Origin of the sequence: Haemophilus haemolyticus (assembly GCF_003493685.1) — a bacterium.
GTDB classification, from domain to species: Bacteria; Pseudomonadota; Gammaproteobacteria; order Enterobacterales; family Pasteurellaceae; genus Haemophilus; species Haemophilus haemolyticus_O.
Genome location: NZ_QQJW01000012.1, coordinates 17,223 through 40,181, shown reverse-complemented (window position 1 = coordinate 40,181; position 22,959 = coordinate 17,223). Strand labels below are relative to the sequence as shown.

Here is a 22,959-nt window from a genome sequence, read left to right as displayed (position 1 = left end):
CTGATTACTCTTCGTCTAACTCGATATTTAAACCAAGTGAGCGGATTTCTTTCATAATTACGTTGAAAGATTCCGGTGTGCCTGGGTCCATGTGTTGGTTACCACTTACGATGTTTTTATACATCTTCGTACGACCATTCACATCATCCGATTTCACCGTTAACATTTCTTGTAAGGTGTAAGCTGCACCGTATGCTTCAAGTGCCCATACCTCCATCTCACCAAAACGTTGACCACCGAATTGAGCTTTACCACCCAATGGTTGTTGCGTAACAAGGCTATAAGAACCCGTTGAACGCGCATGCATTTTGTCATCAACTAAGTGGTTCAATTTGAGCATGTACATATAACCTACTGTTACTGGACGCTCGAATTTCTCACCTGTACGACCATCATATAAAGTGATTTGACCTGAAGTTGGTAATTCACCAAGTTTTAATAGCTCTTTAATTTCAGCTTCAGCTGCACCATCAAATACCGGTGTCGCAACTGGTAAACCTTTACGGAGATTTTCAGCTAAACGCAATACTTCTTCATCGGTGAAGGTACTTAAATCCACTTTTTGTGAGCCATTACCTAAATCATACGCTTTTTGGATATAACCACGTAATTTTTCCACTTCTTGTTTTTGTTTAAGCATTGTATTGATTTGATCACCAATACCTTTCGCTGCTAAACCTAAGTGAGTTTCAAGGATCTGACCGATGTTCATACGAGATGGTACGCCCAGTGGATTCAATACGATTTCAACTGGTTGGCCATTCTCATCGTATGGCATATCTTCAACTGGGTTAATTTTCGAGATAACGCCTTTGTTACCATGACGACCCGCCATTTTATCACCCGGCTGGATTTGACGTTTCACCGCGAGGTAAACTTTAACCACTTTTAACACGCCTGGTGCAAGATCATCACCTTTGATGATTTTCTTGCGTTTCACTTCAAGTTTATGTTCAAACTCTTTACGAAGTTCTTCGTATTGCTCTGCAAGCTGTTCCAATTGATTTTGTTTTTCTTCATCTGCAATGGTTTGTTCTAACCATTTAGTGCGATCTAATTTATCTAATTGCGCTGCATCAGCACCACTAGAAATAAGAAGATTACGAACACGAGCAAATAAGCCAGCTTCTAAAATCTCTAACTCTTCAGTTAAATCTTTTTTCGCTTCACGAAGCTGCATTTCTTCGATTTCTAATGCACGTTTATCTTTTTCTACGCCATCACGAGTGAAAACTTGAACATCAATAACCGTACCTGATGTACCGTTTGGCACACGTAATGAAGAATCTTTAACATCAGAAGCTTTTTCACCAAAGATTGCACGTAAAAGTTTTTCTTCTGGGGTTAATTGAGTTTCACCTTTAGGCGTTACTTTACCGACTAAGATGTCACCACCTTTAACCTCTGCACCAACATAAACAATACCAGATTCATCAAGTTTGCTTAACGCTGACTCACCTACGTTTGGAATATCTGCAGTAATTTCTTCTGCACCTAACTTGGTATCACGCGCAACACAAGATAATTCTTGAATATGGATGGTAGTGAAACGGTCTTGTTGAACAACACGTTCAGAAACTAACATTGAGTCTTCGAAGTTATAGCCGTTCCAAGGCATGAACGCCACGCGAATATTTTGACCTAATGCAAGCTCACCTAAGTCAGTAGAAGGACCGTCTGCTAATACTTCACCACGATTGATTGGATCGCCTAAATTCACACAAGGAATTTGGTTAATACACGTATTTTGGTTAGAACGGGTATATTTGATTAAATTATAAATATCAATACCTGCTTCACCTGCAATGGTTTCATCTTCATTTACTTTAATAACGATACGAGAAGCATCGACGTACTGAACTGTACCACCACGTTTTGCAACAACCGCAACACCTGAGTCAAGTGCGATTGGTTTTTCCATACCTGTACCAACTAATGGTTTGTCAGCACGTAATGTTGGAACTGCTTGACGTTGCATGTTCGCACCCATCAACGCACGGTTCGCATCGTCATGCTCAAGGAATGGAATCAATGCAGCCGCAACAGATACCACTTGTTGTGTCGAAACGTCCATATAGTGAATATCTTCAGGTTTATATAAACCTGATTCACCACGTTCACCACGTGCAGTAACAAAGGCATCAGTAAAGCGGTTATTTTCGTCTAAGTTTGAGTTTGCCTGTGCAATGATATAGTTTGCTTCATCAATTGCAGATAAGTATTCGATTTCTTCGGTTACTTGACCATCAACCACTTTACGATATGGGGTTTCTAAGAAACCATAATCATTAGTACGTGCAAACGCAGAAAGTGAGTTGATCAAACCGATGTTTGGACCTTCAGGGGTTTCAATCGGACATAAACGACCATAGTGGGTATTATGTACGTCACGCACTTCAAAGCCTGCGCGTTCACGCGTTAAACCGCCTGGACCTAATGCAGAAATACGACGTTTGTGTGTCACTTCTGATAATGGGTTGTTTTGGTCCATGAATTGCGAAAGTTGTGAAGAACCAAAGAATTCTTTCACCGCTGCAGAAATTGGTTTTGGATTAATTAAGTCTTGCGGTGTGATTGCATCTAAATCACCTAAAGATAAGCGTTCTTTCACCGCTCTTTCCACACGCACTAAACCAATACGGAATTGGTTTTCCGCCATCTCACCTACACTACGGATACGACGGTTACCCAAGTGGTCAATATCATCCACTTCGCCACGACCATTACGGATATCGATCAATTTACGCATTACCGCAATAATATCTTCATTGCTTAAAGTCCCAGCGCCTTCACCTTCTGTGATCGCTAAAGAACGATTGAATTTCATACGACCGACAGCAGATAAATCATAACGCTCTGCAGAGAAGAATAAATTATTGAATAACGCTTCTGAAGATTCTGGTGTTGGAGGCTCACCCGGACGCATCATGCGATAAATTTCATAAAGCGCACTGGTTTTGTCATAAGTTGGATCGACACGTAGCGTTTCAGAAATATATGGACCGTAATCTAAATCATTAGTAAATAAAGTTTCGATCGTGGTGTAACCTGCTTGTGCTAATTTTGCAAGAGTCTCTAAAGAAATCTCACCATTTGCAGGGCAAATAATTTCACCTGACTCTAAATCAACATAATCTTTCGACGCAACTTTACCTAAAATATATTCAGAAGGCACAACGACTTGTGAAATTTTATCTTTTTCTAATGCCTTGATATGGCGTGCGGTAATACGACGACCACGTTCAACATAAACTTTGCCATTTGCTTCAATATCAAAAGAAGCCGTTTCACCACGTAAACGTTCTGGCACTAAAGTCATTAACAATTTATCGCCAGCGATTTCAAAGGTAATTTTATCAAAGAATAGGTTTAAGATTTCTTCAGTGGTGTAGCCTAATGCACGAAGAATGATTGTTGCCGGTAATTTACGACGACGGTCAATACGCGCAAATAAGTTATCTTTTGGATCGAATTCAAAATCTAACCAAGAACCACGGTAAGGAATAATGCGTGCGTTATAAAGCACTTTACCTGAAGAATGGGTTTTACCTTTGTCAGAATCAAAGAATACGCCTGGACTACGGTGTAATTGTGAAACGATAACACGCTCGGTACCATTAATTACAAAAGTACCGTTATCAGTCATTAATGGGATTTCACCCATATAAACTTCATTTTCTTTAATATCTTTAACTGTGCGTGAAGAAGATTCTTTATCGTAGCTCACTAAACGTAATTTTACACGTAAGCCTGCTGCATAAGTTGATCCACGAATTTGGCACTCACGTACATCAAATTCAGGTTCTTCTAAACGATAATCTACATATTGTAATTCTGTATAGCCATTATTGCTTACAATAGGGAATACAGAACGGAATGCCGCTTCTAAACCTTGCTGACCTTCAGGATCTTTTTGAATAAATTTATCAAAAGAATCCAACTGAATGGTTAATAAATAAGGAACATTTAAAACTTGCGGACGTTTACCGAAATCTTTACGAATTCGTTTTTTTTCAGAATAGGAGTAACCCATTGGTTTTCCTCTGCTAACTGTTCAGTGACCTAGCCACAAACTAACTGTGACGTGAATGACCGTTAAAATGACCGCACTCTGAACCTTACTTCTGTAGTGGGGTGACAACTCAAATTACATAGGACGACAACTTGAGCAAAACAACGACAAATAACGGTGAATTTATCATTGTATAGATGTGCTTTCTATCAAAACACGGTTAAATTAAACAATTAAAGGTCAAAATTGATTAAAAATCAATCTAAATCTTTGCTAATTTTAAGGCGGTAAATTTTAAATGAATGCGGCTTTCTCGTCAAGTTTAAAACTTATATAGAAATTTTATGAAACAAAAAACCGCACTTTAAAAAAGTGCGGTTTAAATTCTAGCGATTCTTTAAATTATAAAGAAGCTTGATCAACAGCAACACCTGCACCCATAGTGGTAGAGATGCTTACTTTCTTGATGAAGATACCTTTAGCAGTAGTTGGTTTTGCTTTGTTTAAAGCAGCCAATAATGCTTGAAGGTTTTCTTTTAATTGAACTTCAGAGAAGTTTGCTTTACCGATAGTGGTGTGGATGATACCGTTTTTATCATTACGATAACGGATCTGACCAGATTTAGCATTTTTAACTGCTTCAGCAACGTTTGGAGTTACAGTACCAACTTTAGGGTTTGGCATTAAACCACGTGGGCCTAATACTTGACCTAATTGACCAACAACACGCATTGCATCAGGAGAAGCGATAACAACATCAAAGTTCATTTCGCCTTTTTTGATTTGCTCTGCTAAATCTTCCATACCTACTAAATCAGCACCAGCTTCTTTAGCTGCATCTGCGTTAGCACCTTGAGTGAACACAGCTACGCGTACTTCACGACCAGTACCGTATGGTAATACAGTTGCACCACGAACGTTTTGGTCAGATTTACGAGGATCGATACCTAAGTTTACTGCAACGTCAACACTTTCAACGAATTTAGCAGTTGCGAATTGTTTTAATACCGCGATCGCTTCGTTGATTTCGTATGCTTTAGTAGAATCTACGCCAGCTTTGATTGCTTTCATTTTTTTAGTCAATTTAGCCATCGTATTATTCCTCCACCACTAAGCCCATAGAGCGAGCAGTACCAGCAATTGATTTCATTTTGGTTTCGATAGACGCGCCAGTCATATCTGCTGCTTTAGTTTCAGCAATTTGACGAACTTGATCTAAAGTTACTTTACCCACTTTATCTTTGTTCGGTTTACCAGAACCAGATTTGATACCTGCAGCTTTTTTCAATAATACTGCTGCTGGTGGAGTTTTAGTTACGAAAGTAAATGAACGGTCTGCATATACAGTGATAACAACTGGAATTGGTAAGCCTTTTTCTAAGCTCTCGGTACGAGCGTTGAATGCTTTACAGAATTCCATGATGTTCACACCTTGTTGACCTAATGCAGGACCTACTGGTGGTGATGGGTTTGCCATACCAGCTGCAACTTGCAACTTAACGTAGGCTTGGACTTTTTTTGCCATTTTAGTTTTCCTCTAATTGGGTAATAACGCTATTAAATAGCTCCCCGATAATTTTCAGTGCAACATATTGCACCACACAAAAATATGAGCCGCGAACGGCCCATAATGGGTGCGGATTATATAAAAAGTGCGGTTGTTTTTCAAGCACTTCTTCAATCCACTATAAGAAATTATTGTGCATCACCAATTAATACTGAATCCAATGCAATTTCAATCATATCATTGAATGTTAGTTGACGTTCTTCTGCTGTGGTTTGTTCATGTGTACGAATATGGTCAGACACAGTACAAATCGCTAATGCTTTTGCACCATATTCTGCAGCTACACCATAAATTCCAGCAGCTTCCATTTCCACGCCTAAAATGCCGTATTTTTCCATCACGTCGAACATTTCTACATCAGGTGTATAGAATAAATCCGCCGAGAATAAATTACCGACACGAACGGCCTTGCCTTTTGCTTTTGCAGCTTGAACAGCGGCTTGTGCCATATCAAAGTCAGCAATAGCCGCGAAATCGTTATCTTTGAAACGAATACGGTTTACTTTTGAATCAGTACATGCACCTAAACCGATAATCACATCACGTACTTTTACGTCCATACGAACAGCACCACAAGAACCTACACGGATAATTTTTTTCACACCGTATTCAGTGATTAATTCTTTCGCGTAAATAGAGCAAGATGGAATCCCCATACCATGGCCCATAATAGAAATTTTACGACCTTTGTAAGTACCGGTATAACCAAGCATATTACGAACATTTGTTACTTCTACTGCATCTTGCAAAAACGTTTCTGCAATATATTTTGCACGAAGTGGATCGCCTGGCATTAAAACAACATCAGCAAATGCACCTTCAGGAGCGTTAATATGTGGAGTCATTATTTTCCTTCCTTTTTTCAAATATAAAAATAAAAAGTGCGGCCATTTTTCACCGCACTTATCCGAGAATTAAAGCGCTGCTGCACCGAGTCCGATGAACAAGCCAGCAATCGTTGCACTCATTAAGTTTGCTAAAGTACCTGCGATTACCGCTTTTAAGCCTAAACGAGCAACATCACTACGACGGTTTGGCGCCATTCCACCTAAACCACCGATTAAGATTGCAATAGAGCTGAAGTTAGCAAAACCACAAAGTGCGAAAGTAATAATTGCTTTGGTTTTTTCAGTTAATACAATCGCAGAATCTGGTTGCAAGTATTTTGCAAATTCGAGGTAACCTACGAATTCGTTAACCGCTAATTTCATACCGATCATTTGTCCTGCGATACCCGCTTCGGTACCGTCAGTTACACCGATTAAGTATGCTAATGGTTTGAAAATTAAACCAAAGATAGATTGTAACGTTAAATCGCCATAGCCGAACCAGCCACCAACACCACTTAAAATACCGTTAATTAATGCAATTAAACCAACAAATGCGATTAACATTGCACCTACGTTTAACGCAAGTTGCATACCTGCACTCGCACCGCCCGCCATTGCTTCAAGTACATTAGTTGGTTTTTCTGAATCATTGTCTTCCGGTTGTTTATCAGAGAATTGTTCTGTTTGTGGGAACATTAATTTCGCAAATAACAAACCTGCTGGTGCCGCCATAAATGACGCCGCGATTAAGTATGTCAATGGCACGCCCATTCCTGCGTAACCCGCCATTACTGAACCTGCGATAGATGCTGTACCACCTACCATGATGGCAAATAATTCAGATTGGGTCATATTTTTAATGTAAGGGCGAACAACTAATGGTGCTTCAGTTTGACCGACGAAGATATTCGCCGCCGCTGACATGGATTCAGCTTTTGACGTACCCAATGCTTTTTGCAATGCACCACCCAATACTTTAATCACCACTTGCATAATGCCAAGATAGTAAAGCACAGAAATTAAGCCAGAAAAGAATACGATAATCGGTAATACTTTCACGGCAAAAATGAAGCCTGATGGTTTACTTGGATCCGCTAATCCGCCGAAAACGAAATTAATCCCGTCATTACCATAGGCAATAACATTGGATACCATATCCGCAGCGGCACCCAATGCTTGTTTACCTGCAGGCACATATAAAATAAGGGCGGCAAATCCTACTTGGATTGCTAACGCCCCCACGACAGTTCGAATACTAATCGCTTTACGATTATTGGAAAGTAACACGGCAATAGCGATTAATACGACCATTCCCAAAATGCTGCTTAACACACTCATTTGATTCCCCTTAGTTGGTGAAGTTGATAAAAATAAAACGGCACTATTTTACTTATTTTTGATGAAAAAGTCGGTGAAATTTCACCGCACTTAACACAAACGACTACAAAATAGTCAGGACTTTTTCAATCCCATATTGATAAGCCAGCTTCGCCAGCTCATTTGTTTCCTCCGCACTTGGGATATGTGCGGATAACCCTGCTTCATCACGCGCACCTTTGCTATGCACACGGATAATTTTTAATGCCACGTCAGGATAATTTCGTAGCAGTTGAGCAACCTCTCTCACTAAATATTCAGCATTAAAAAAATGCTTTAAAAAAACCAACCGCACTTCTTCCACTTTATTTAATGGCAACAAGGCAGCTAAATTTTGCAAATTCCGCTCCAGTTTATCGTTTTTTATATGCAAACGTTCTGGTATCACTTGTTGTGGTACAATACCCGCTTGATTTTTCCGATCGAAGCAAAGTGTTTGCAAGCCAAAACCCTCTCCTTTCAGATCGAATAAAAATTTATCAGTGACATCAATTAACGAACGAATACGATCAAACTCAAAAAAGCCACTACTATCCAAATAACAAGTCAATCCTTGTGAACGTAAAGCCTTAAAGAGTGGCACAAGTTTTTTGTGATGAATAGTCGGTTCACCGCCTGAAATTGTGACACCTCGAATAAATGGAACCGCCTCCATAACCTGCTCATACAAATACTGCAAACTAACCAATTTCGCATTTTCCGTATAACGTGGGATAGTTTCCGGATTATGGCAATACAAGCAATTTAACTTACAACCTTGCAGAAAAATACTCGAACGATTGCCTTGCCCCTCTACATTTGAAAAAGGAATAATCCGATGTAACGGCACAAAAATCTCAGATAGTGCGGTCATTTTTCTAATTATTTTTCAGCAGTGACATCTTTTTCATCGCGTAATTGGCGATCAAACACGTTGGCACATTCATCCGTACCCGAGCCATACCAGGTTGTATCGCGTAATGCGACTTCGCCTTTACGGTATTTTTCAACTTCGCTTTTCTTCACCAGATAACCTGTAACACGAATTAAATCTGTATTTTTCAAATAGGTGGTAATGTAGCGATAACCCAAAGAGAATGCCCCATCAATAATATCCACCACCGCATCGCAGTGATCCACATAGGTTTGATCAAAGGCGAATAAATCCCCTGTACCAGATGGAAAATATTTATGGAACGGTGCAGACTGTTTCAAATGTGCAAGTAGCGTTGGTTCTTCGCCTACACGAATACGGTGAGCCGGTGCGTTACGTTTGTCTTCTTCGTGGTTGCTTGCGCCCACTTGTGCGTGTAATAAATAACGATTGCCAGTGCGTTCTGCGTAAACCCCTTCATGGGCATCAGTGATTTCTTTTAGTTTATCCATAATTGCTGTCGCAATTTCATCACCACGAGCACTCTTACCAAAGGTTTCATTTAAGCCTTCACATTGCAATAAATGGTTTGCGGCATCTGCCAAGCCCACAATTGCGAACATCCCCGTAAAATTAGTACGTTTGATAAAGCCTTCTTTTTCGAGGAATGAACTGTTAAAGAAATTACTTTCTTCCACTACAAATTTGTGTCGTTTATCCATGGTTGAAAGAGCACATTTCGCCACACGTGGTAATAATTCGTTCACCATTTCATCCGCACTTTTACACGCACGAGCAATCGTACCTAGACGTAAACGCGTTAATGTGTAAGCACCGCCACATTCAGGCAGTGCGTTATAGCAACTTGCTACGCCGTATGCTTCACCTAGATCGGAAATATAGTAAGCATCGTTTGCAAAAGATGGTTTAGAAACTAATAAACAGGCTTTTGCTGCAAGTTCAGCAAATTCACGGCTCGTTTTGGATTTATCATAACGAATGGTCATATTCGGTGTTGGCGCTTCAAGCTCAATCACCGCGCGTAAAATCAAGCGACCCGCTTTCGTATCATAAGGTCCAATATTGGCATGACAGAATGAATCAGGCACAGTTTTGTCGATATGATTTAAGAAACGTTTAATTTTTATGTAGTCTTTTTCTTCATCTGTAATGAAAGGATCGAGCAACACATCAAGACGACCAACATAAACGGGATAAGTTGTGATAGATGGCACGTGGGAGTAAAGAATCAATAATCCATCAAGTGCTTCATCAAGATCTTTTGGTGGCGGCAACTCTAAAAATTCGCAGCCCTTTTGGATATACACATTGTAATCAGGCAGGATATAACGAGGGCGATAAATCGCGTAACCTTCACATAAATCACAGATCATCTGATTCTGTAAAAAGCCCCATTCTTCATCGGTATAACCAAGCAAATCGCGAGGATCAAATAAACGCTCGGCAATATTGCCTAATGTCATTAATTTTTGATGATAAGTCAGATTATTGGCTTTAACCGTATCGAGAATATCTTGAAGTGAAGCTAACATAACGTCCCCTTTGAAAATGGTTTTGTATTGTACGCAATGGTAACAAAATAGACAATTTTGAAAACGTGAGCGAGATCACATTTTCAGAAATAAAAACTCAAGCAAACGATTAACCATTAAAATAAGAAATATAGAATTTAGATGGTAGAGAGAAAAGAATTTTACCGGCAGAACAGAAAATGTCCGCCAGTTTTAATTTGATTGGTGAATTTTAAATGTTATCACTTGAATAACACATTTTCTTAACAAAAGGGATTATCTCTTGTAATGCTTGTTGAATAGAAATTAACCCTAGATTCATTTGAGTCTCTTTTCCTGCGGGTGGGCAAAATGCAAGATGTTTATCGACATCATTAATCGGTTTCCAGCGTCTCGGCTGAGAAGAACGGCTATTTGGATAAAACCCGATTGTCGGAATATTAAACGCACTACTCAAATGCAATGGCCCTGTAGATCCAGCAATAAATAAATCCGCACAAGCTAAAGAATGAGCAAAATCCACTAAACCTTTATTCTTATCGTAAATGGCTACACGTGAATCATCCACCAAATTTGCCAATTCATGGGCTTTTTCACTTTCGCCAGGCCCTGCTGTCAGCACAACATTGCAATCAAACTCAGCTAATAAGCCTTTAATTAAATCTGCATATTGCTCTAAAGAAAGATTCGTGGCTGAACCACCAGAACCGCTATGCACAAAGATCCATTTTTTATTTGCGGAAAGTCCTAAACTCTCTTGCAAGAAAATTCGTTGATTTTCCACCGCACTTTTCTCAAAGGTTAAATAAGGCGGTTTAGGTTCAACAACTGGCATATTATGCTTGTGCAAAAAAGCGCGGACTAAATCTTGATTGTATTCCGCTTCTGATTTTTCAGAACGAGAACGGCGTTGTGTTAGACGGTGATTATAGAGAATTTGAACCCATTTAGTCGCCGGTGCAAGGCGATATTTAATTCCGCTTTTCCAAGCGAGTTTACCATTATGGGTATTGGAAAAGAAACTAATCATTCCATCAAACTGCTGTGCTTTGATTTCCTGCACAAGACGATTGAAATCCGTTTTATCATTTTTTTTGCTATCAATAATAACATGATCAATAAACGGACAAACTTCCGCTAGAGGCGCTGTGTAACTCGGCACAAGTGCGGTTAATTTTAAAGAAGGATTCGATAGCTTCAACATAGCAAAAGCGGGCCATGCTTGCATAAAATCGCCTAATTTATCGTTACGAATAACTAAGATCTTTTCCATAATTTCTCCGCTAAAATAAAAAACCGCACTCAAAAGTGCGGTCGTATTTTATGTTATTTTTGTGGATTATAAAACATCAACACAATTTAAGTCTTCGAAAGATTGCTCTAAACGTTTAGACATAGATTCTTCCATTTTACGTAACCAAACACGTGGATCGTAGTATTTTTTGTTTGGTGCATCTGGGCCTTCAGGGTTACCTAATTGACCTTGAAGATAAGCTTCATTTGCTTTATAGAAATTCAAAATACCATTCCAAGACGCCCATTGCGTATCAGTATCAATGTTCATTTTGATTGCACCGTAGCCAATTGCTTCGCGGATTTCTTCGCGGCTAGAACCTGAACCACCGTGGAATACAAAGTTAATTGGTTTTGCAGGAAGATTACGTTCTTTAGAAACGAACTCTTGTGATGCACCTAAAATAGATGGTTTTAATTTTACATTACCTGGTTTGTAAACACCGTGTACGTTACCGAATGCTGCAGCAACGGTAAAGTTAGGGCTTACTGGATGCAATTGATCGTAAACATAAAGCACATCAGAAGGTTGTGTATATAAACGTGATTCATCTACATCAGAGTTATCAACGCCATCTTCTTCGCCACCAGTAATGCCAATTTCGATTTCAAGGGTCATCCCCATTTTATCCATACGAGCAAGATATTCACGGCAGATTGCCATATTTTCTTCCATTGACTCTTCAGATAAATCGATCATATGTGAAGAGAAAAGTGGACGACCCGTTTCGGCAAAATGTTTTTCGCCTGCATCTAATAAACCGTCGATCCAAGGTAATAATTTTTTCGCTGCATGATCAGTATGAAGAATAACAGGCACACCGTATTCTTTCGCTAAAGTATGAACCTGTTTCGCTCCAGCAATCGCCCCTAAAACATCTGGACGAGTACCACTCGTTGGTTTGATACCTTTACCTGCGTAGAAAGCCGCACCACCGTTAGAAAATTGAATAATAACTGGCGCTTTTACGCGTGCAGCAGTTTCTAACACGGCATTAACTGAGTCAGAACCTACGCAGTTTACCGCAGGGATAGCAAAGTTATGCTCTTTTGCATAAGCAAAGATTTTTTGCACATCTTCACCTGTTACGACACCAGGTTTCACGATATCTAATAATTTAGCCATACTTGTGTTTCCTTTTTATGTTTAGCGGGATAAGCCCACAATTTGAAGAATTTGTATTGATGATGGCATTTTTGATGCCACCATCAATATGTTATAGAGGAAAAGTGCGGTTAGTTTTTCGCACGTTTTTCAAGAATTTCTACTGCTGGTAATACTTTGCCTTCTACGAATTCTAAGAACGCACCACCACCCGTTGAAATGTAAGAGATCTTGTCTGCAATACCGAATAAATCGATAGCCGCTAATGTATCACCGCCCCCTGCGATAGAAAATGCATCGCTGTTTGCAATAGCGTGAGAAATGATTTCTGTCCCTTTACGGAAGTTAGGGAACTCAAACACACCAACTGGACCATTCCATAAAACAGTTTTTGCATTTTTGATGATTTCAGCTAATTGTGCTGCAGATTTATCACCGATATCGAAGATAGATTCATCATCTTTCACTTCAGTCACTGATTTTTCTGTTGCTGCTGCAGTTTCAGTGAACTCCAAACCAACACGTACATCAACTGGAACAGGAATATCTGTATTTGCTGCTAATTCTTTCGCAACTGGGATTAAATCAGCTTCATGTAAAGATTTACCTACATTGTGGCCTGCTGCCGCAATGAAAGTATTTGCAATACCACCGCCCACAATAATTTGGTCAGCGATTTTTGAAAGAGAATTTAATACTTCTAATTTGGTTGAAACTTTAGAACCACCAACAATAGCCACCATTGGACGAGCCGGTTCTTTTAATGCTTTACCTAATGCATCTAACTCAGCAGCTAATAATGGACCTGCACAAGCGATTGGTGCAAATTCTGCAACGCCATAAGTTGAAGCTTGCGCACGGTGAGCAGTACCGAATGCATCCATCACAAATACGTCGCAAAGTGCGGCATATTTTTTACCTAATTCTGGATCGTTTTTCTTTTCACCTTTGTTCACGCGTACGTTTTCTAAAACAACAATTTCGCCTTCTTTAACATCCACACCATTTAGGTAGTCTTGTTCTAAACGAACATTAAAGCCCGCGTCTTTTAAGTAATCAACAACTGGTTGTAAAGAATCTTCTGGTTTGAATTCACCTTCAGTTGGACGACCTAAGTGAGAAGTTACCATCACTTTTGCGCCTTTTTCTAAGGCTAATTTTAAAGTAGGAATGGTCGCACGAATACGCGCATCTGAGGTCACTTTGCCATCTTTTACTGGCACATTAAGATCCGCACGGATAAATACACGTTTACCGGCTAAATCTAAATCGGTCATTTTGATTACTGACATAATCTATCCTCTTGTTAAGTTAAAATTAAAATTGAAAGCTTTTCGTATTATACCTACTTCGCGCTAGGTTGTAACGATTTAGATCAAAGAAATTCTTATTTGCTTTGGCAATTCATTACCTGCCATTTTTTATCATAACAAATGAATAATTCGTTTCGACTTGCACCTAAATAAGCATTTTTTAATTGTGGATTATGTTGTTTCATCCAACGAAAAAGTTCATTACGGCTTAAATGTTGATTCGGTAATTTTAATGAGCTAAATAATTCCTGCTCCTTAGCAAAATATTGCTGGGCAGAATCAAATGCACAGCTACCATGTTTTTCCCATTCACCTTGCAATAATTGTTCACCTGGTGAGATAGCCAAATATTGTGCTAATAAATCTTTTGGCAATGCGGGTAAATCGCCCTTGCAAAAACGTGGATGATCCGTCACTGAAAGTGCATTTACATTTTGAGGCCATAATCCATGAACGACCCAACCTAAAGTGCGGTTACTTCCACATTGATATTGAGAGGAGGAAGGCAACTGATTACCATATTTTTCACGCTGAATATCACAAAATCCAGGCGACCAAGATAATGCCAACATATAATAATCGACAGTCGCCTTTGCATTTTGCCCGATAGGATCATCGCGCATAATTACATCATAATTGGCAAAAACATTCGGATTTTTCACCGCACTTTTTTCAATATCCGTCCGCTTTGTCTCAAATTTAGGCTTAGATGCTTTTGTTTGCTTAGTTTGTTCGGTTACGGGAGAAGATGATTGATTTTTAGTTTTGGTTGAATCAGTAAAATACTGCCAAATTGCTAATACAACGAGGACAATAAGAGAAAGGGTGGAAGTGAATTTTTTCATAAATTTTGTTTAGTTTTTGTCAATCAAGTTTTTGTCGGCTATAATTCGCGGCTTTCAACTTTCTATTAAGGATCACAATGGCATTACTCATCACTAGCAAATGTACTAACTGCGATATGTGCTTACCAGAATGCCCGAACGAAGCCATTTCCATTGGCGATGAGATTTATGTGATCGATTCTGTACTTTGCACGGAATGTGTCGGCCACTACGACACCCCAACCTGCCAAAAAGTTTGTCCAATCACTAACTGCATTAAGCCCGATCCTGAACATCAAGAAACCGAAGAACAGCTTTGGGAACGCTTTGTGATGATTCATCATTCGGATAAATTGTAATTTTTAAAGCAACTGAAATATGACTTATTATCTTCTAAAAGAGTGCGGTTAATTTTGAGCTTATTTTTATTATCAAATAACTGAAATTTTTCACCGCACTTTTATCTATAAAAAGAACTATATTGAGTGACTTTTCTTCACATTATCCCGCTACGGCAGGTAAATATCCCCATTGAATTAAAAATGGAATGACCATAATCACCACGCCAATCAATAACGCAAACACCAAAGCAAAATTACCGCCAGCAACACGATATGGCAATGTTGGATTTTCAATACGTGTACGCCATGCCAAGCCAATTGGTAAAATTAAGCAATAGAAAGCACACAACAAACCAGCGTAACTTAATGCAGTAATAAATCCTTCAGGATAAAACAATGCAAATACAAGTGGCGGTAAAAATGCGGCAATGGTTAATACAACGCGATTATTTGGCAAATGATAGCGTTTGAATAAATCACCTAAGCCTTCAAACACACCAAGCATTACGCCTAAGAATGAAGTAATTAACGCAAGTGATGAGAACACGCGAACCACCTCCCCCATAAAATGAGAACCTGTAATTTCACGTGTTGCATTTACTAAGCCATTTAGCGTTGGGTCAGCTTGTAAAATACGCACAAATTCACTTTGACTTAATACACCATGAGTCGCTAACTGCCATACAAGATAAGCAGCTAATGGAATCGCGGTACCAATCAAAATAGCACGACGGAATTTTTCCACACTTCCACCTAAGTAGCTATTTACACTCGCCATAATGACGTGGAAACCGAAAGAGGTAAAAAATATCGGCGCCGCAGAAACTACAAAAGCATAATCCAAAGGCAATGCCATTAAATTATCTGTTGCCACTTTGGGAAGCATCATAAACAGTACAAAAGCAAAGACGACTAACTTACCAATAAATAACACGCGAGTTAAACCATCCACGCCTTTCGTTCCTACAACCACAAAAGAACCTAATACAACAGTAAAGATAATAATCGCCGTTTTAAGCGACATCGCCTCCATTCCGAAAGCCGTTGGTAAGCCTGAAAGCAGAGATCCGCCACCAGTAATATAAGCGGCTGAAAGCGCATAAAGTAAAATTAACAAACTCAACGTTGCTAAAATTCGTCCAGGAACTCCAAAATATTTTTCAGCAAGCGTGGCAACACCATCATCCAACTGATCCGCTGTTTGATACACTTCTACAAACAACAATCCACTGTAAACCAACAAAGCCCACAAGCCCACGAGCAATAACACGGTGTAACCAAAGCCCATGCCCGCTGATGTAAGTGGCATAGCAAGCATACCTGCACCAATGGTTGTGCCTGCAATAATCAGCGCACTCCCAAATGTTTTATTCTGTAACATAAAATTATCCTTATAGTGTTGTGTTTGAAAACTAATTTAAAGTTGACCGCACTTTTCTTTATAGTGTAAACGGCAAACAGAAAGGTAAGAGTCATTGCCACCAATTTGAATTTGCGCGCCTTCTTTAATCACCTCACCTTGATCATTTAAGCGCAAAACAAAGTTAGCCTTGCGGCCACAATAACAAATTGTTTTTAATTCTTCGAGTTGATCCGCCCAAGCCAGTAAATATTTACTTCCTTCAAAAAGCTCCGCTTGAAAATCTGTACGCAAGCCATAACAAAGCACAGGAATTTTGAGTTTATCGACGACATCGCTCAACTGGTAAACTTGTTGCTTGCTAAGAAATTGAGCTTCATCCACCAACACACAATGCACTTTTTCTTTTTTTAAATGCTCATTAATTTCATCAAACAAATTGGTTTCCGAGCGAAATAAAAAGGCATCTTGTGAAATGCCAATACGCGATGTGACTTTCCCCACGCCAAAACGATCATCAATCGCAGCCGTATAAACTAATGTGTTCATATCACGCTCACGATAGTTATAGGAAGATTGTAGCAACGTCGTTGATTTTCCGGCGTTCATTGTCGAGTAATAAAAATAGAGTTTCGCCATTTTTTCTCCTAAATTGCTGGTAATTCCGTCATTGCCCAACGAGGCTTAACATCAATAGCCAGATCGCTATGCTGACCTTGTTTTAAACGTAAAAAACCTGTGTAAGCAATCATTGCGCCATTATCTGTACAAAATTGAGGTTGAGGATAAAACACTTCGCCACCTAAATTTTGCATTAAGTGCGCAAGCGTTTCTCGGAGTTTTTTATTTGCGCTCACCCCTCCCGCAATCACTAAACGTTTATAACCTGTTTCTTTCAATGCGCGCTTACATTTAATGGCAAGAGTATCCACCACCGCATCTTGGAAAGCATAAGCAATATCCGATTTAGTTTGTTCTGTCAGTTCACCCTCGTTTTTTATCGCTTGATTAATCGTATTCGCGGCAAACGTTTTTAAACCTGAAAAGCTAAAATCAAGGCCTGCACGATCTGTCATTGGACGTGGAAATGTGAAACGATTTGGTATGCCTTTTTCTGCTAAACGAGAAAGTGCCGCGCCACCTGGATAATCTAGTCCAAGTAATTTTGCTGTTTTATCAAAGGCCTCACCTGCTGCATCATCAATGGATTCGCCAATTACTTCATATTTTCCTACGCCATCTACACGCACTAATTGAGTGTGACCACCCGATACCAACAAAGCAACAAAAGGAAAGTGCGGTGAATTTTCATCAAGCATTGGCGCAAGTAAATGCCCTTCCATATGATGAACACCAATCGCAGGAACATTCCACGCATAAGCCAAAGAACGCGCAATCGTAGCGCCGACGAGCAATGCACCGACAAGCCCTGGGCCACTCGTATAAGCGATGCCATCAATATCGCTCGCCGTTAAATTAGCTTCTTCTAACGCTGCTTTAATAAGAGGAGCTGTTTTACGAATATGATCGCGCGATGCCAATTCAGGAACTACGCCTCCATAATCTGCATGCAGGGCAATTTGAGTATAAAGTTGATTAGCAATTAACCCTTTTTCTTCATCATAAATTGCCACGCCCGTTTCATCACAGGAGGTTTCAATGCCTAAGATTTTCATTGATTTTCTTAATTTATTACCTAAAATGTTGCGCGATTTTACCCTGTTTAAGCGGTTTTAACCAGTTGAAACCACAAATATTAAGGTGAATTGGCATTCTTTCCTTTACTTTTTCCCTAAAAGTAGATTAGAATTGCGTCCTTTATTAAATTTACCATTTGCACAGTGGTGCTTTGGTGAAAATAAAATTTTAAATTGCAATTAAATTAAACTCATTGAGGTGATTGGCTTATGCCTGTAATTAAAGTACGTGAAAACGAATCATTTGACGTAGCTTTACGTCGTTTCAAACGCTCTTGCGAAAAAGCGGGAATCTTAGCTGAAGTACGCGCTCGCGAATTTTACGAAAAACCAACTACAATTCGTAAACGTGAAAATGCAACACTTGCAAAACGTCACGCAAAACGCAACGCTCGCGAAAACGCGCGCAATACCCGTTTATACTAATTTATAGTATTTTCTGACTCGAGTTAAGACAAACCGTGAATCCTTTGGACTCACGGTTTTGTTACTTTAAGCACAACAAAAATCTACGCCAAAAACGACCGCACTTTCACACCACAATCACGGAGGCTCGACAATGAAAGGTTCTATTCCACGCCCCTTTATTGATGATTTGCTGACAAAGTCCGATATTGTCGATGTGATTAACACGCGCGTAAAACTAAAAAAAGCTGGCCGCGATTATCAAGCCTGCTGCCCTTTCCATCACGAAAAAACACCATCCTTCACGGTTAGTCAAAAGAAACAGTTTTATCATTGCTTTGGTTGTGGCGCGCATGGTAATGCGATTTCCTTTTTAATGGATTATGACAAGCTTGAATTTGTAGAGGCGATTGAAGAACTTGCTGCTATGGCTGGGCTTGAAGTACCTTACGAAAAACGTGCTAATAACAGCGGGAAACCTCAAGCTAATTATCAAACCAAACGAAATCTCTATGAATTAATGCTAGAGATTGCCAAGTTCTATCAAAGCCAATTACCATTAAATACGCAAGCGCAAGAATATTTACAACAACGTGGGCTTTCGGCTGAAATTATTGAGCGTTTCCAAATTGGGTTTGTACCGAATGCAATGGATACTGTACTGCGTAAATTTGGTATCAATCGCGAAGAACAACAAAAACTCATTGAGTTAGGCATGCTTTCTCGAAATGATCGTGGCAATATTTACGATAAATTCCGAAATCGCATCATGTTTCCTATTCGCGATAAACGTGGTCGTACCGTCGCTTTCGGTGGGCGGGTATTAACAGATGAAAAACCGAAATACCTGAATTCACCAGAAACCATTACTTATCATAAAGGTAACGAGCTTTATGGTTTGTACGAAGCCTTACAAGCCAACGATGAACCGAAACAATTACTGGTTGTTGAAGGTTATATGGATGTGGTGGCATTAGCACAATTTGGCGTGGATTATGCGGTAGCTTCTTTAGGTACGTCCACGACATCAGAACAAATTCAACTTATTTTTCGTTCAACCGAGCAAGTTGTTTGTTGTTACGATGGTGACCGTGCAGGGCGTGATGCAGCGTGGAGAGCATTAGAAAATGCGTTACCTTATTTAGAAGATGGCAGACAACTCAAATTTATTTTCTTGCCAGAGGGAGAAGATCCTGATACTTACATTCGCCAATATGGCAAAGAAAAATTTGAAGAATATATCGAAAGTGCACAATCTTTAAGTGAGTTTATGTTTGCTCACTTAAGTCCACAAGTTGATTTTTCTAGCAAAGAAGGGCGCGGAAAATTAGTTGCTTTGGCTGCACCGTTAATTCGCCAAATTCCTGGAGAAATGCTACGCTTGTCGCTACGCAATATGCTTGCTCAGAAACTTGGGATTTTTGATCAAACTCAGCTGGAAAATCTGATTCCAAAACAATTAGAACAAGCCAATACACAACAAAAAGCCGCTAATAATAAGATCAAGAAGACACCAATGCGAATAGTCATTTCATTGCTTCTGCAAAATCCTGAATTAGTAAAACGTATGTCTGAAAGCGGCGTGCAAGCATTACGTGCAGAAGCTGGTTTTGAAATTCTGGAAAAATTGACCGCACTTTGTCGCCAACGAGAAGGTATTACAACAGGGCAAATTTTAGAGCACTTCCGTGATACGCCTTACAGCAATCCCCTTGAAATACTGGCAACTTGGGATCATTTATTGGACGAAGCAGAAATGATCAATGCATTTTCACAAAACTATCGTCGCTTAAATATTCAAGCCATTGAGCGAGACATTGAAATGCTTATAGCTAAAGAACGAGCTGAAGGGCTTACTGACGAGGAAAAAACAGTGCTCGTTCACCTTTTGGCAGGTAAAGAACAGCAGAAAAAACAGTTAGTTAATCCTCAATAACAATGATAAAATTCTAAGTTCATAACAAGAATTATATTGCTACTATCACATCAAGCAAAACGGACATAAAAATGGAAAAAAACCAACAATCTACAGCTGAACAATATTCAGAACAAATTGAACAACTGATGGAATTAGGTCGCACTCAAGGTTATTTAACCTATGCAGAAATTAATGACTTATTACCAGAAGATGTAATTGATCCTGAATATTACGATAAATTGCTACAAACGCTGCAAAATGATGCAGGGATTCCTGTCTTGGACGAAGCACCAGAAAGCGATGAGATGATGTTGAATGACACCATTCCAGATGAAGATGCGGTGGAAGAGGCAACCCAAATTCTTTCAAATGTAGAATCTGAAATTGGTCGAACAACCGATCCTGTCCGTATGTATATGCGTGAAATGGGAACAGTTGATCTTCTTACTCGTGAAGATGAAATCAGCATTGCAAAACGTATTGAAGAAGGAATTGATGAAGTTCAAACATCCATTGCCGCCTATCCTGAAGCTTTAAATGGGTTGCTAAAAAATTATGATGATGTGGAAAAAGGAAACTTCCGTTTAGCTGACTTAATTACAGGTTTTGTCGATCCAAATGCAGAAATAGAAGAACATAATGTCATTGATGAGAACTTTTCTGAAGACGGAGAGGAATCAGAAAGTGCAGATGTTGAAGACAATGAAGATGAAGACGAAAGCGAAGCAGAATCTACATCAGATTCAACCGAATCTGATAATAGTATCGATCCAGAAGTCGCGAGAGAAAAATTCCAACAGCTAAAAGAGCAACACAGCAAAACGCTTGCTGTTATTGAAAAACATGGTCGCTCAGGAAAACGTGTCCAGGATCAAATTGCACTGCTTGGTGAAATCTTTAAACAATTCCGCTTAGTACCAAAACAATTCGATTTACTCGTTTTATCAATGAAAGAAATGATGAAACGTGTGCGCTACGAAGAACGTCAATTACAAAAAATATTAGTTGATATTGCAGGAATGCCAAAAGATGATTTTGAAAAACTCATTACGACTAATGGCAGCAATACTGAATGGGTACAAAAAGCCTTAAAATCCAGTAAACCATGGGCAAAACGCTTACCAAAATATGAAGAACGTATCCTAGAAGCATTAAGTAACTTAGCTAGCATTGAAGAAAATACGAAACTTACCATTACCCAAATGCGCGATATTTGTGATGCAGTCGCTCGAGGTGAACAAAAGGCTCGTCGTGCTAAAAAAGAAATGGTAGAAGCTAACTTACGTTTAGTAATTTCCATCGCAAAAAAATACACGAATCGCGGTTTACAATTCCTTGACTTAATTCAAGAAGGGAATATTGGTTTAATGAAAGCGGTAGATAAATTTGAGTATCGCCGTGGTTATAAATTCTCTACATATGCGACTTGGTGGATTCGCCAAGCAATTACACGATCTATTGCGGATCAAGCGCGTACAATCCGTATTCCGGTACATATGATTGAAACAATCAATAAACTTAACCGCATTTCTCGCCAGTTATTACAAGAAATGGGACGTGAAGCAACGCCAGAAGAATTAGCTGAACGTATGGGAATGCCTGAAGATAAAATCCGTAAAGTATTGAAAATTGCAAAAGAGCCAATTTCTATGGAAACGCCTATCGGTGATGACGATGACTCACATTTAGGTGATTTTATTGAAGATTCAACCTTAGAACTTCCTTTAGATTCTGCAACAGCACAAAGTTTAAGAGTCGCGACCCATGAAGTTCTTGAAGGCCTAACACCACGAGAAGCAAAAGTATTGCGCATGCGTTTTGGTATCGATATGAATACTGACCATACGCTTGAAGAAGTGGGTAAACAATTCGACGTTACACGCGAACGTATTCGTCAAATTGAAGCAAAAGCGTTACGTAAATTACGTCATCCTAGCCGATCAGAAACATTAAGAAGTTTCCTTGATGACTAAAAGTTACAAATAAAAAGGAGCTATAGCTCCTTTTTTATTACGTTAAACTAATAATAAAAAACCCGATCTAAGACCGGGTTTTATTTTGCCTATCTGACAAATTATTCTGCAACAACGATTACATCTAATGTTGCAAATACTTCACCGTGAAGTTGGAAACGAACATCGTGGTCACCAAGAGTACGGATTGGACCGTTTGGTAAACGAACTTCACTTTTCGCAATTTTAACGCCTGCTGCAGTTACTGCTTCTGCCACATCACGAGTAGTGATTGCGCCGAATAAACGACCTTCATCACCTGCTTTAGATGCAATAGTCACAGAACCTAATGCAGTAACTTCTGCTGCACGAGCTTGAGCTGCTGCAAGATTTGCTGCTGCTACCGCTTCTAATTCTGCACGACGTGCCTCAAAGTGTTCAATGTTAGCTTTAGTTGCCATAACTGCTTTACCTTGTGGGATTAAGAAGTTACGTGCAAAACCTGATTTAACATTTACTTGATCGCCCACTTGACCTAAGTGAACAATTTTATCTAAAAGAATTACTTGCATTACCGTAT

At 39.4% G+C, this 22,959-nt stretch carries 19 protein-coding genes; 4 read left to right on the top strand and 15 right to left on the bottom strand.

Annotated elements, in window-relative coordinates; all coding sequences use genetic code 11:
- Positions 1 to 4: 4 nt before the first annotated feature.
- The 11 genes from rpoB to DV434_RS08815 all read right to left on the bottom strand — a co-directional run bounded on the left by rpoB (position 5) and on the right by DV434_RS08815 (position 14,727).
- On the bottom strand, positions 5 to 4,033 hold the full coding sequence (rpoB, locus tag DV434_RS08870; protein ID WP_118785788.1) for a DNA-directed RNA polymerase subunit beta: 4,029 nt from the start codon (positions 4,031 to 4,033) through the stop codon (positions 5 to 7).
- A 381-nt stretch (positions 4,034 to 4,414) separates the two neighbouring features.
- Positions 4,415 to 5,104 (bottom strand): 50S ribosomal protein L1, encoded by a 690-nt coding sequence (gene rplA, locus DV434_RS08860; RefSeq protein ID WP_118785789.1) that lies wholly within the window; start codon positions 5,102 to 5,104, stop codon positions 4,415 to 4,417.
- Positions 5,105 to 5,108: 4 nt separating this feature from the next.
- Positions 5,109 to 5,537, bottom strand: a complete 429-nt coding sequence (gene rplK / locus DV434_RS08855; RefSeq protein ID WP_005627653.1) for a 50S ribosomal protein L11 — start codon at positions 5,535 to 5,537, stop codon at positions 5,109 to 5,111.
- Between the two features lie 170 nt (positions 5,538 to 5,707).
- Positions 5,708 to 6,424: a purine-nucleoside phosphorylase gene (gene deoD / locus DV434_RS08850; RefSeq protein ID WP_118785790.1), complete on the bottom strand. Its 717-nt coding sequence runs from the start codon at positions 6,422 to 6,424 to the stop codon at positions 5,708 to 5,710.
- Positions 6,425 to 6,493: 69 nt separating this feature from the next.
- Positions 6,494 to 7,747, bottom strand: a complete 1,254-nt coding sequence (locus DV434_RS08845) for a NupC/NupG family nucleoside CNT transporter (RefSeq protein ID WP_114908531.1) — start codon at positions 7,745 to 7,747, stop codon at positions 6,494 to 6,496.
- A gap of 103 nt (positions 7,748 to 7,850) precedes the next feature.
- Complete coding sequence (locus DV434_RS08840; protein ID WP_118785791.1) at positions 7,851 to 8,639, bottom strand: 4Fe-4S cluster-binding domain-containing protein; 789 nt, start codon at positions 8,637 to 8,639, stop codon at positions 7,851 to 7,853.
- Positions 8,640 to 8,647: 8 nt separating this feature from the next.
- Entirely contained in the window at positions 8,648 to 10,192 is a 1,545-nt protein-coding gene (locus DV434_RS08835; RefSeq protein WP_118785792.1) for a YjjI family glycine radical enzyme, read from the bottom strand.
- Positions 10,193 to 10,403: 211 nt separating this feature from the next.
- Positions 10,404 to 11,444 carry a glycosyltransferase family 9 protein gene (locus DV434_RS08830; protein ID WP_118785793.1) on the bottom strand — a complete coding sequence of 347 codons (1,041 nt, stop codon included), beginning with the start codon at positions 11,442 to 11,444 and terminating at the stop codon, positions 10,404 to 10,406.
- Positions 11,445 to 11,510: 66 nt separating this feature from the next.
- Complete coding sequence (fbaA, locus tag DV434_RS08825) at positions 11,511 to 12,590, bottom strand: class II fructose-bisphosphate aldolase (RefSeq protein WP_118785794.1); 1,080 nt, start codon at positions 12,588 to 12,590, stop codon at positions 11,511 to 11,513.
- Positions 12,591 to 12,700: 110 nt separating this feature from the next.
- A complete protein-coding gene (gene pgk / locus DV434_RS08820; RefSeq protein ID WP_118785795.1) occupies positions 12,701 to 13,861 on the bottom strand; it encodes a phosphoglycerate kinase in 1,161 nt (386 codons plus the stop codon).
- 95 nt (positions 13,862 to 13,956) lie between these two features.
- The gene (locus tag DV434_RS08815) at positions 13,957 to 14,727 is read right to left on the bottom strand and encodes a ribonuclease T2 family protein (protein ID WP_118785796.1); all 771 of its coding nucleotides are present in this window, start codon (positions 14,725 to 14,727) and stop codon (positions 13,957 to 13,959) included.
- 77 nt (positions 14,728 to 14,804) lie between these two features.
- Here DV434_RS08815 and DV434_RS08810 point away from each other — a divergent pair, with 77 nt between their 5' ends.
- Positions 14,805 to 15,065, top strand: a complete 261-nt coding sequence (locus DV434_RS08810; protein WP_118785797.1) for a YfhL family 4Fe-4S dicluster ferredoxin — start codon at positions 14,805 to 14,807, stop codon at positions 15,063 to 15,065.
- A gap of 142 nt (positions 15,066 to 15,207) precedes the next feature.
- Here the strand turns inward: DV434_RS08810 and DV434_RS08805 are convergent, their stop codons facing one another.
- Genes DV434_RS08805 through tsaD form a run of 3 tightly spaced genes read right to left on the bottom strand, consistent with a single transcriptional unit; the run spans position 15,208 to position 18,083 of the window.
- A complete protein-coding gene (locus tag DV434_RS08805) occupies positions 15,208 to 16,428 on the bottom strand; it encodes an aromatic amino acid transport family protein (protein ID WP_118785798.1) in 1,221 nt (406 codons plus the stop codon).
- 36 nt (positions 16,429 to 16,464) lie between these two features.
- The gene (locus tag DV434_RS08800) at positions 16,465 to 17,046 is read right to left on the bottom strand and encodes a thymidine kinase (protein WP_005627636.1); all 582 of its coding nucleotides are present in this window, start codon (positions 17,044 to 17,046) and stop codon (positions 16,465 to 16,467) included.
- 8 nt (positions 17,047 to 17,054) lie between these two features.
- Positions 17,055 to 18,083, bottom strand: a complete 1,029-nt coding sequence (tsaD, locus tag DV434_RS08795) for a tRNA (adenosine(37)-N6)-threonylcarbamoyltransferase complex transferase subunit TsaD (protein ID WP_118785799.1) — start codon at positions 18,081 to 18,083, stop codon at positions 17,055 to 17,057.
- 231 nt (positions 18,084 to 18,314) lie between these two features.
- On the opposite strand from tsaD, the gene rpsU reads away from it, so the two are divergent.
- The 3 genes from rpsU (at position 18,315) to rpoD (ending at position 22,400) form a co-directional block, all read left to right on the top strand.
- Positions 18,315 to 18,530: a 30S ribosomal protein S21 gene (gene rpsU, locus DV434_RS08790; RefSeq protein WP_005627632.1), complete on the top strand. Its 216-nt coding sequence runs from the start codon at positions 18,315 to 18,317 to the stop codon at positions 18,528 to 18,530.
- A 133-nt stretch (positions 18,531 to 18,663) separates the two neighbouring features.
- The gene (gene dnaG / locus DV434_RS08785; RefSeq protein ID WP_118785800.1) at positions 18,664 to 20,445 is read left to right on the top strand and encodes a DNA primase; all 1,782 of its coding nucleotides are present in this window, start codon (positions 18,664 to 18,666) and stop codon (positions 20,443 to 20,445) included.
- A 71-nt stretch (positions 20,446 to 20,516) separates the two neighbouring features.
- Complete coding sequence (gene rpoD, locus DV434_RS08780) at positions 20,517 to 22,400, top strand: RNA polymerase sigma factor RpoD (RefSeq protein WP_118785801.1); 1,884 nt, start codon at positions 20,517 to 20,519, stop codon at positions 22,398 to 22,400.
- A gap of 101 nt (positions 22,401 to 22,501) precedes the next feature.
- On the opposite strand, the gene rplI is transcribed toward rpoD, so the two are convergent.
- On the bottom strand, positions 22,502 to 22,951 hold the full coding sequence (gene rplI, locus DV434_RS08775) for a 50S ribosomal protein L9 (protein WP_118785802.1): 450 nt from the start codon (positions 22,949 to 22,951) through the stop codon (positions 22,502 to 22,504).
- Between the last annotated feature and the right edge of the window lie 8 nt (positions 22,952 to 22,959).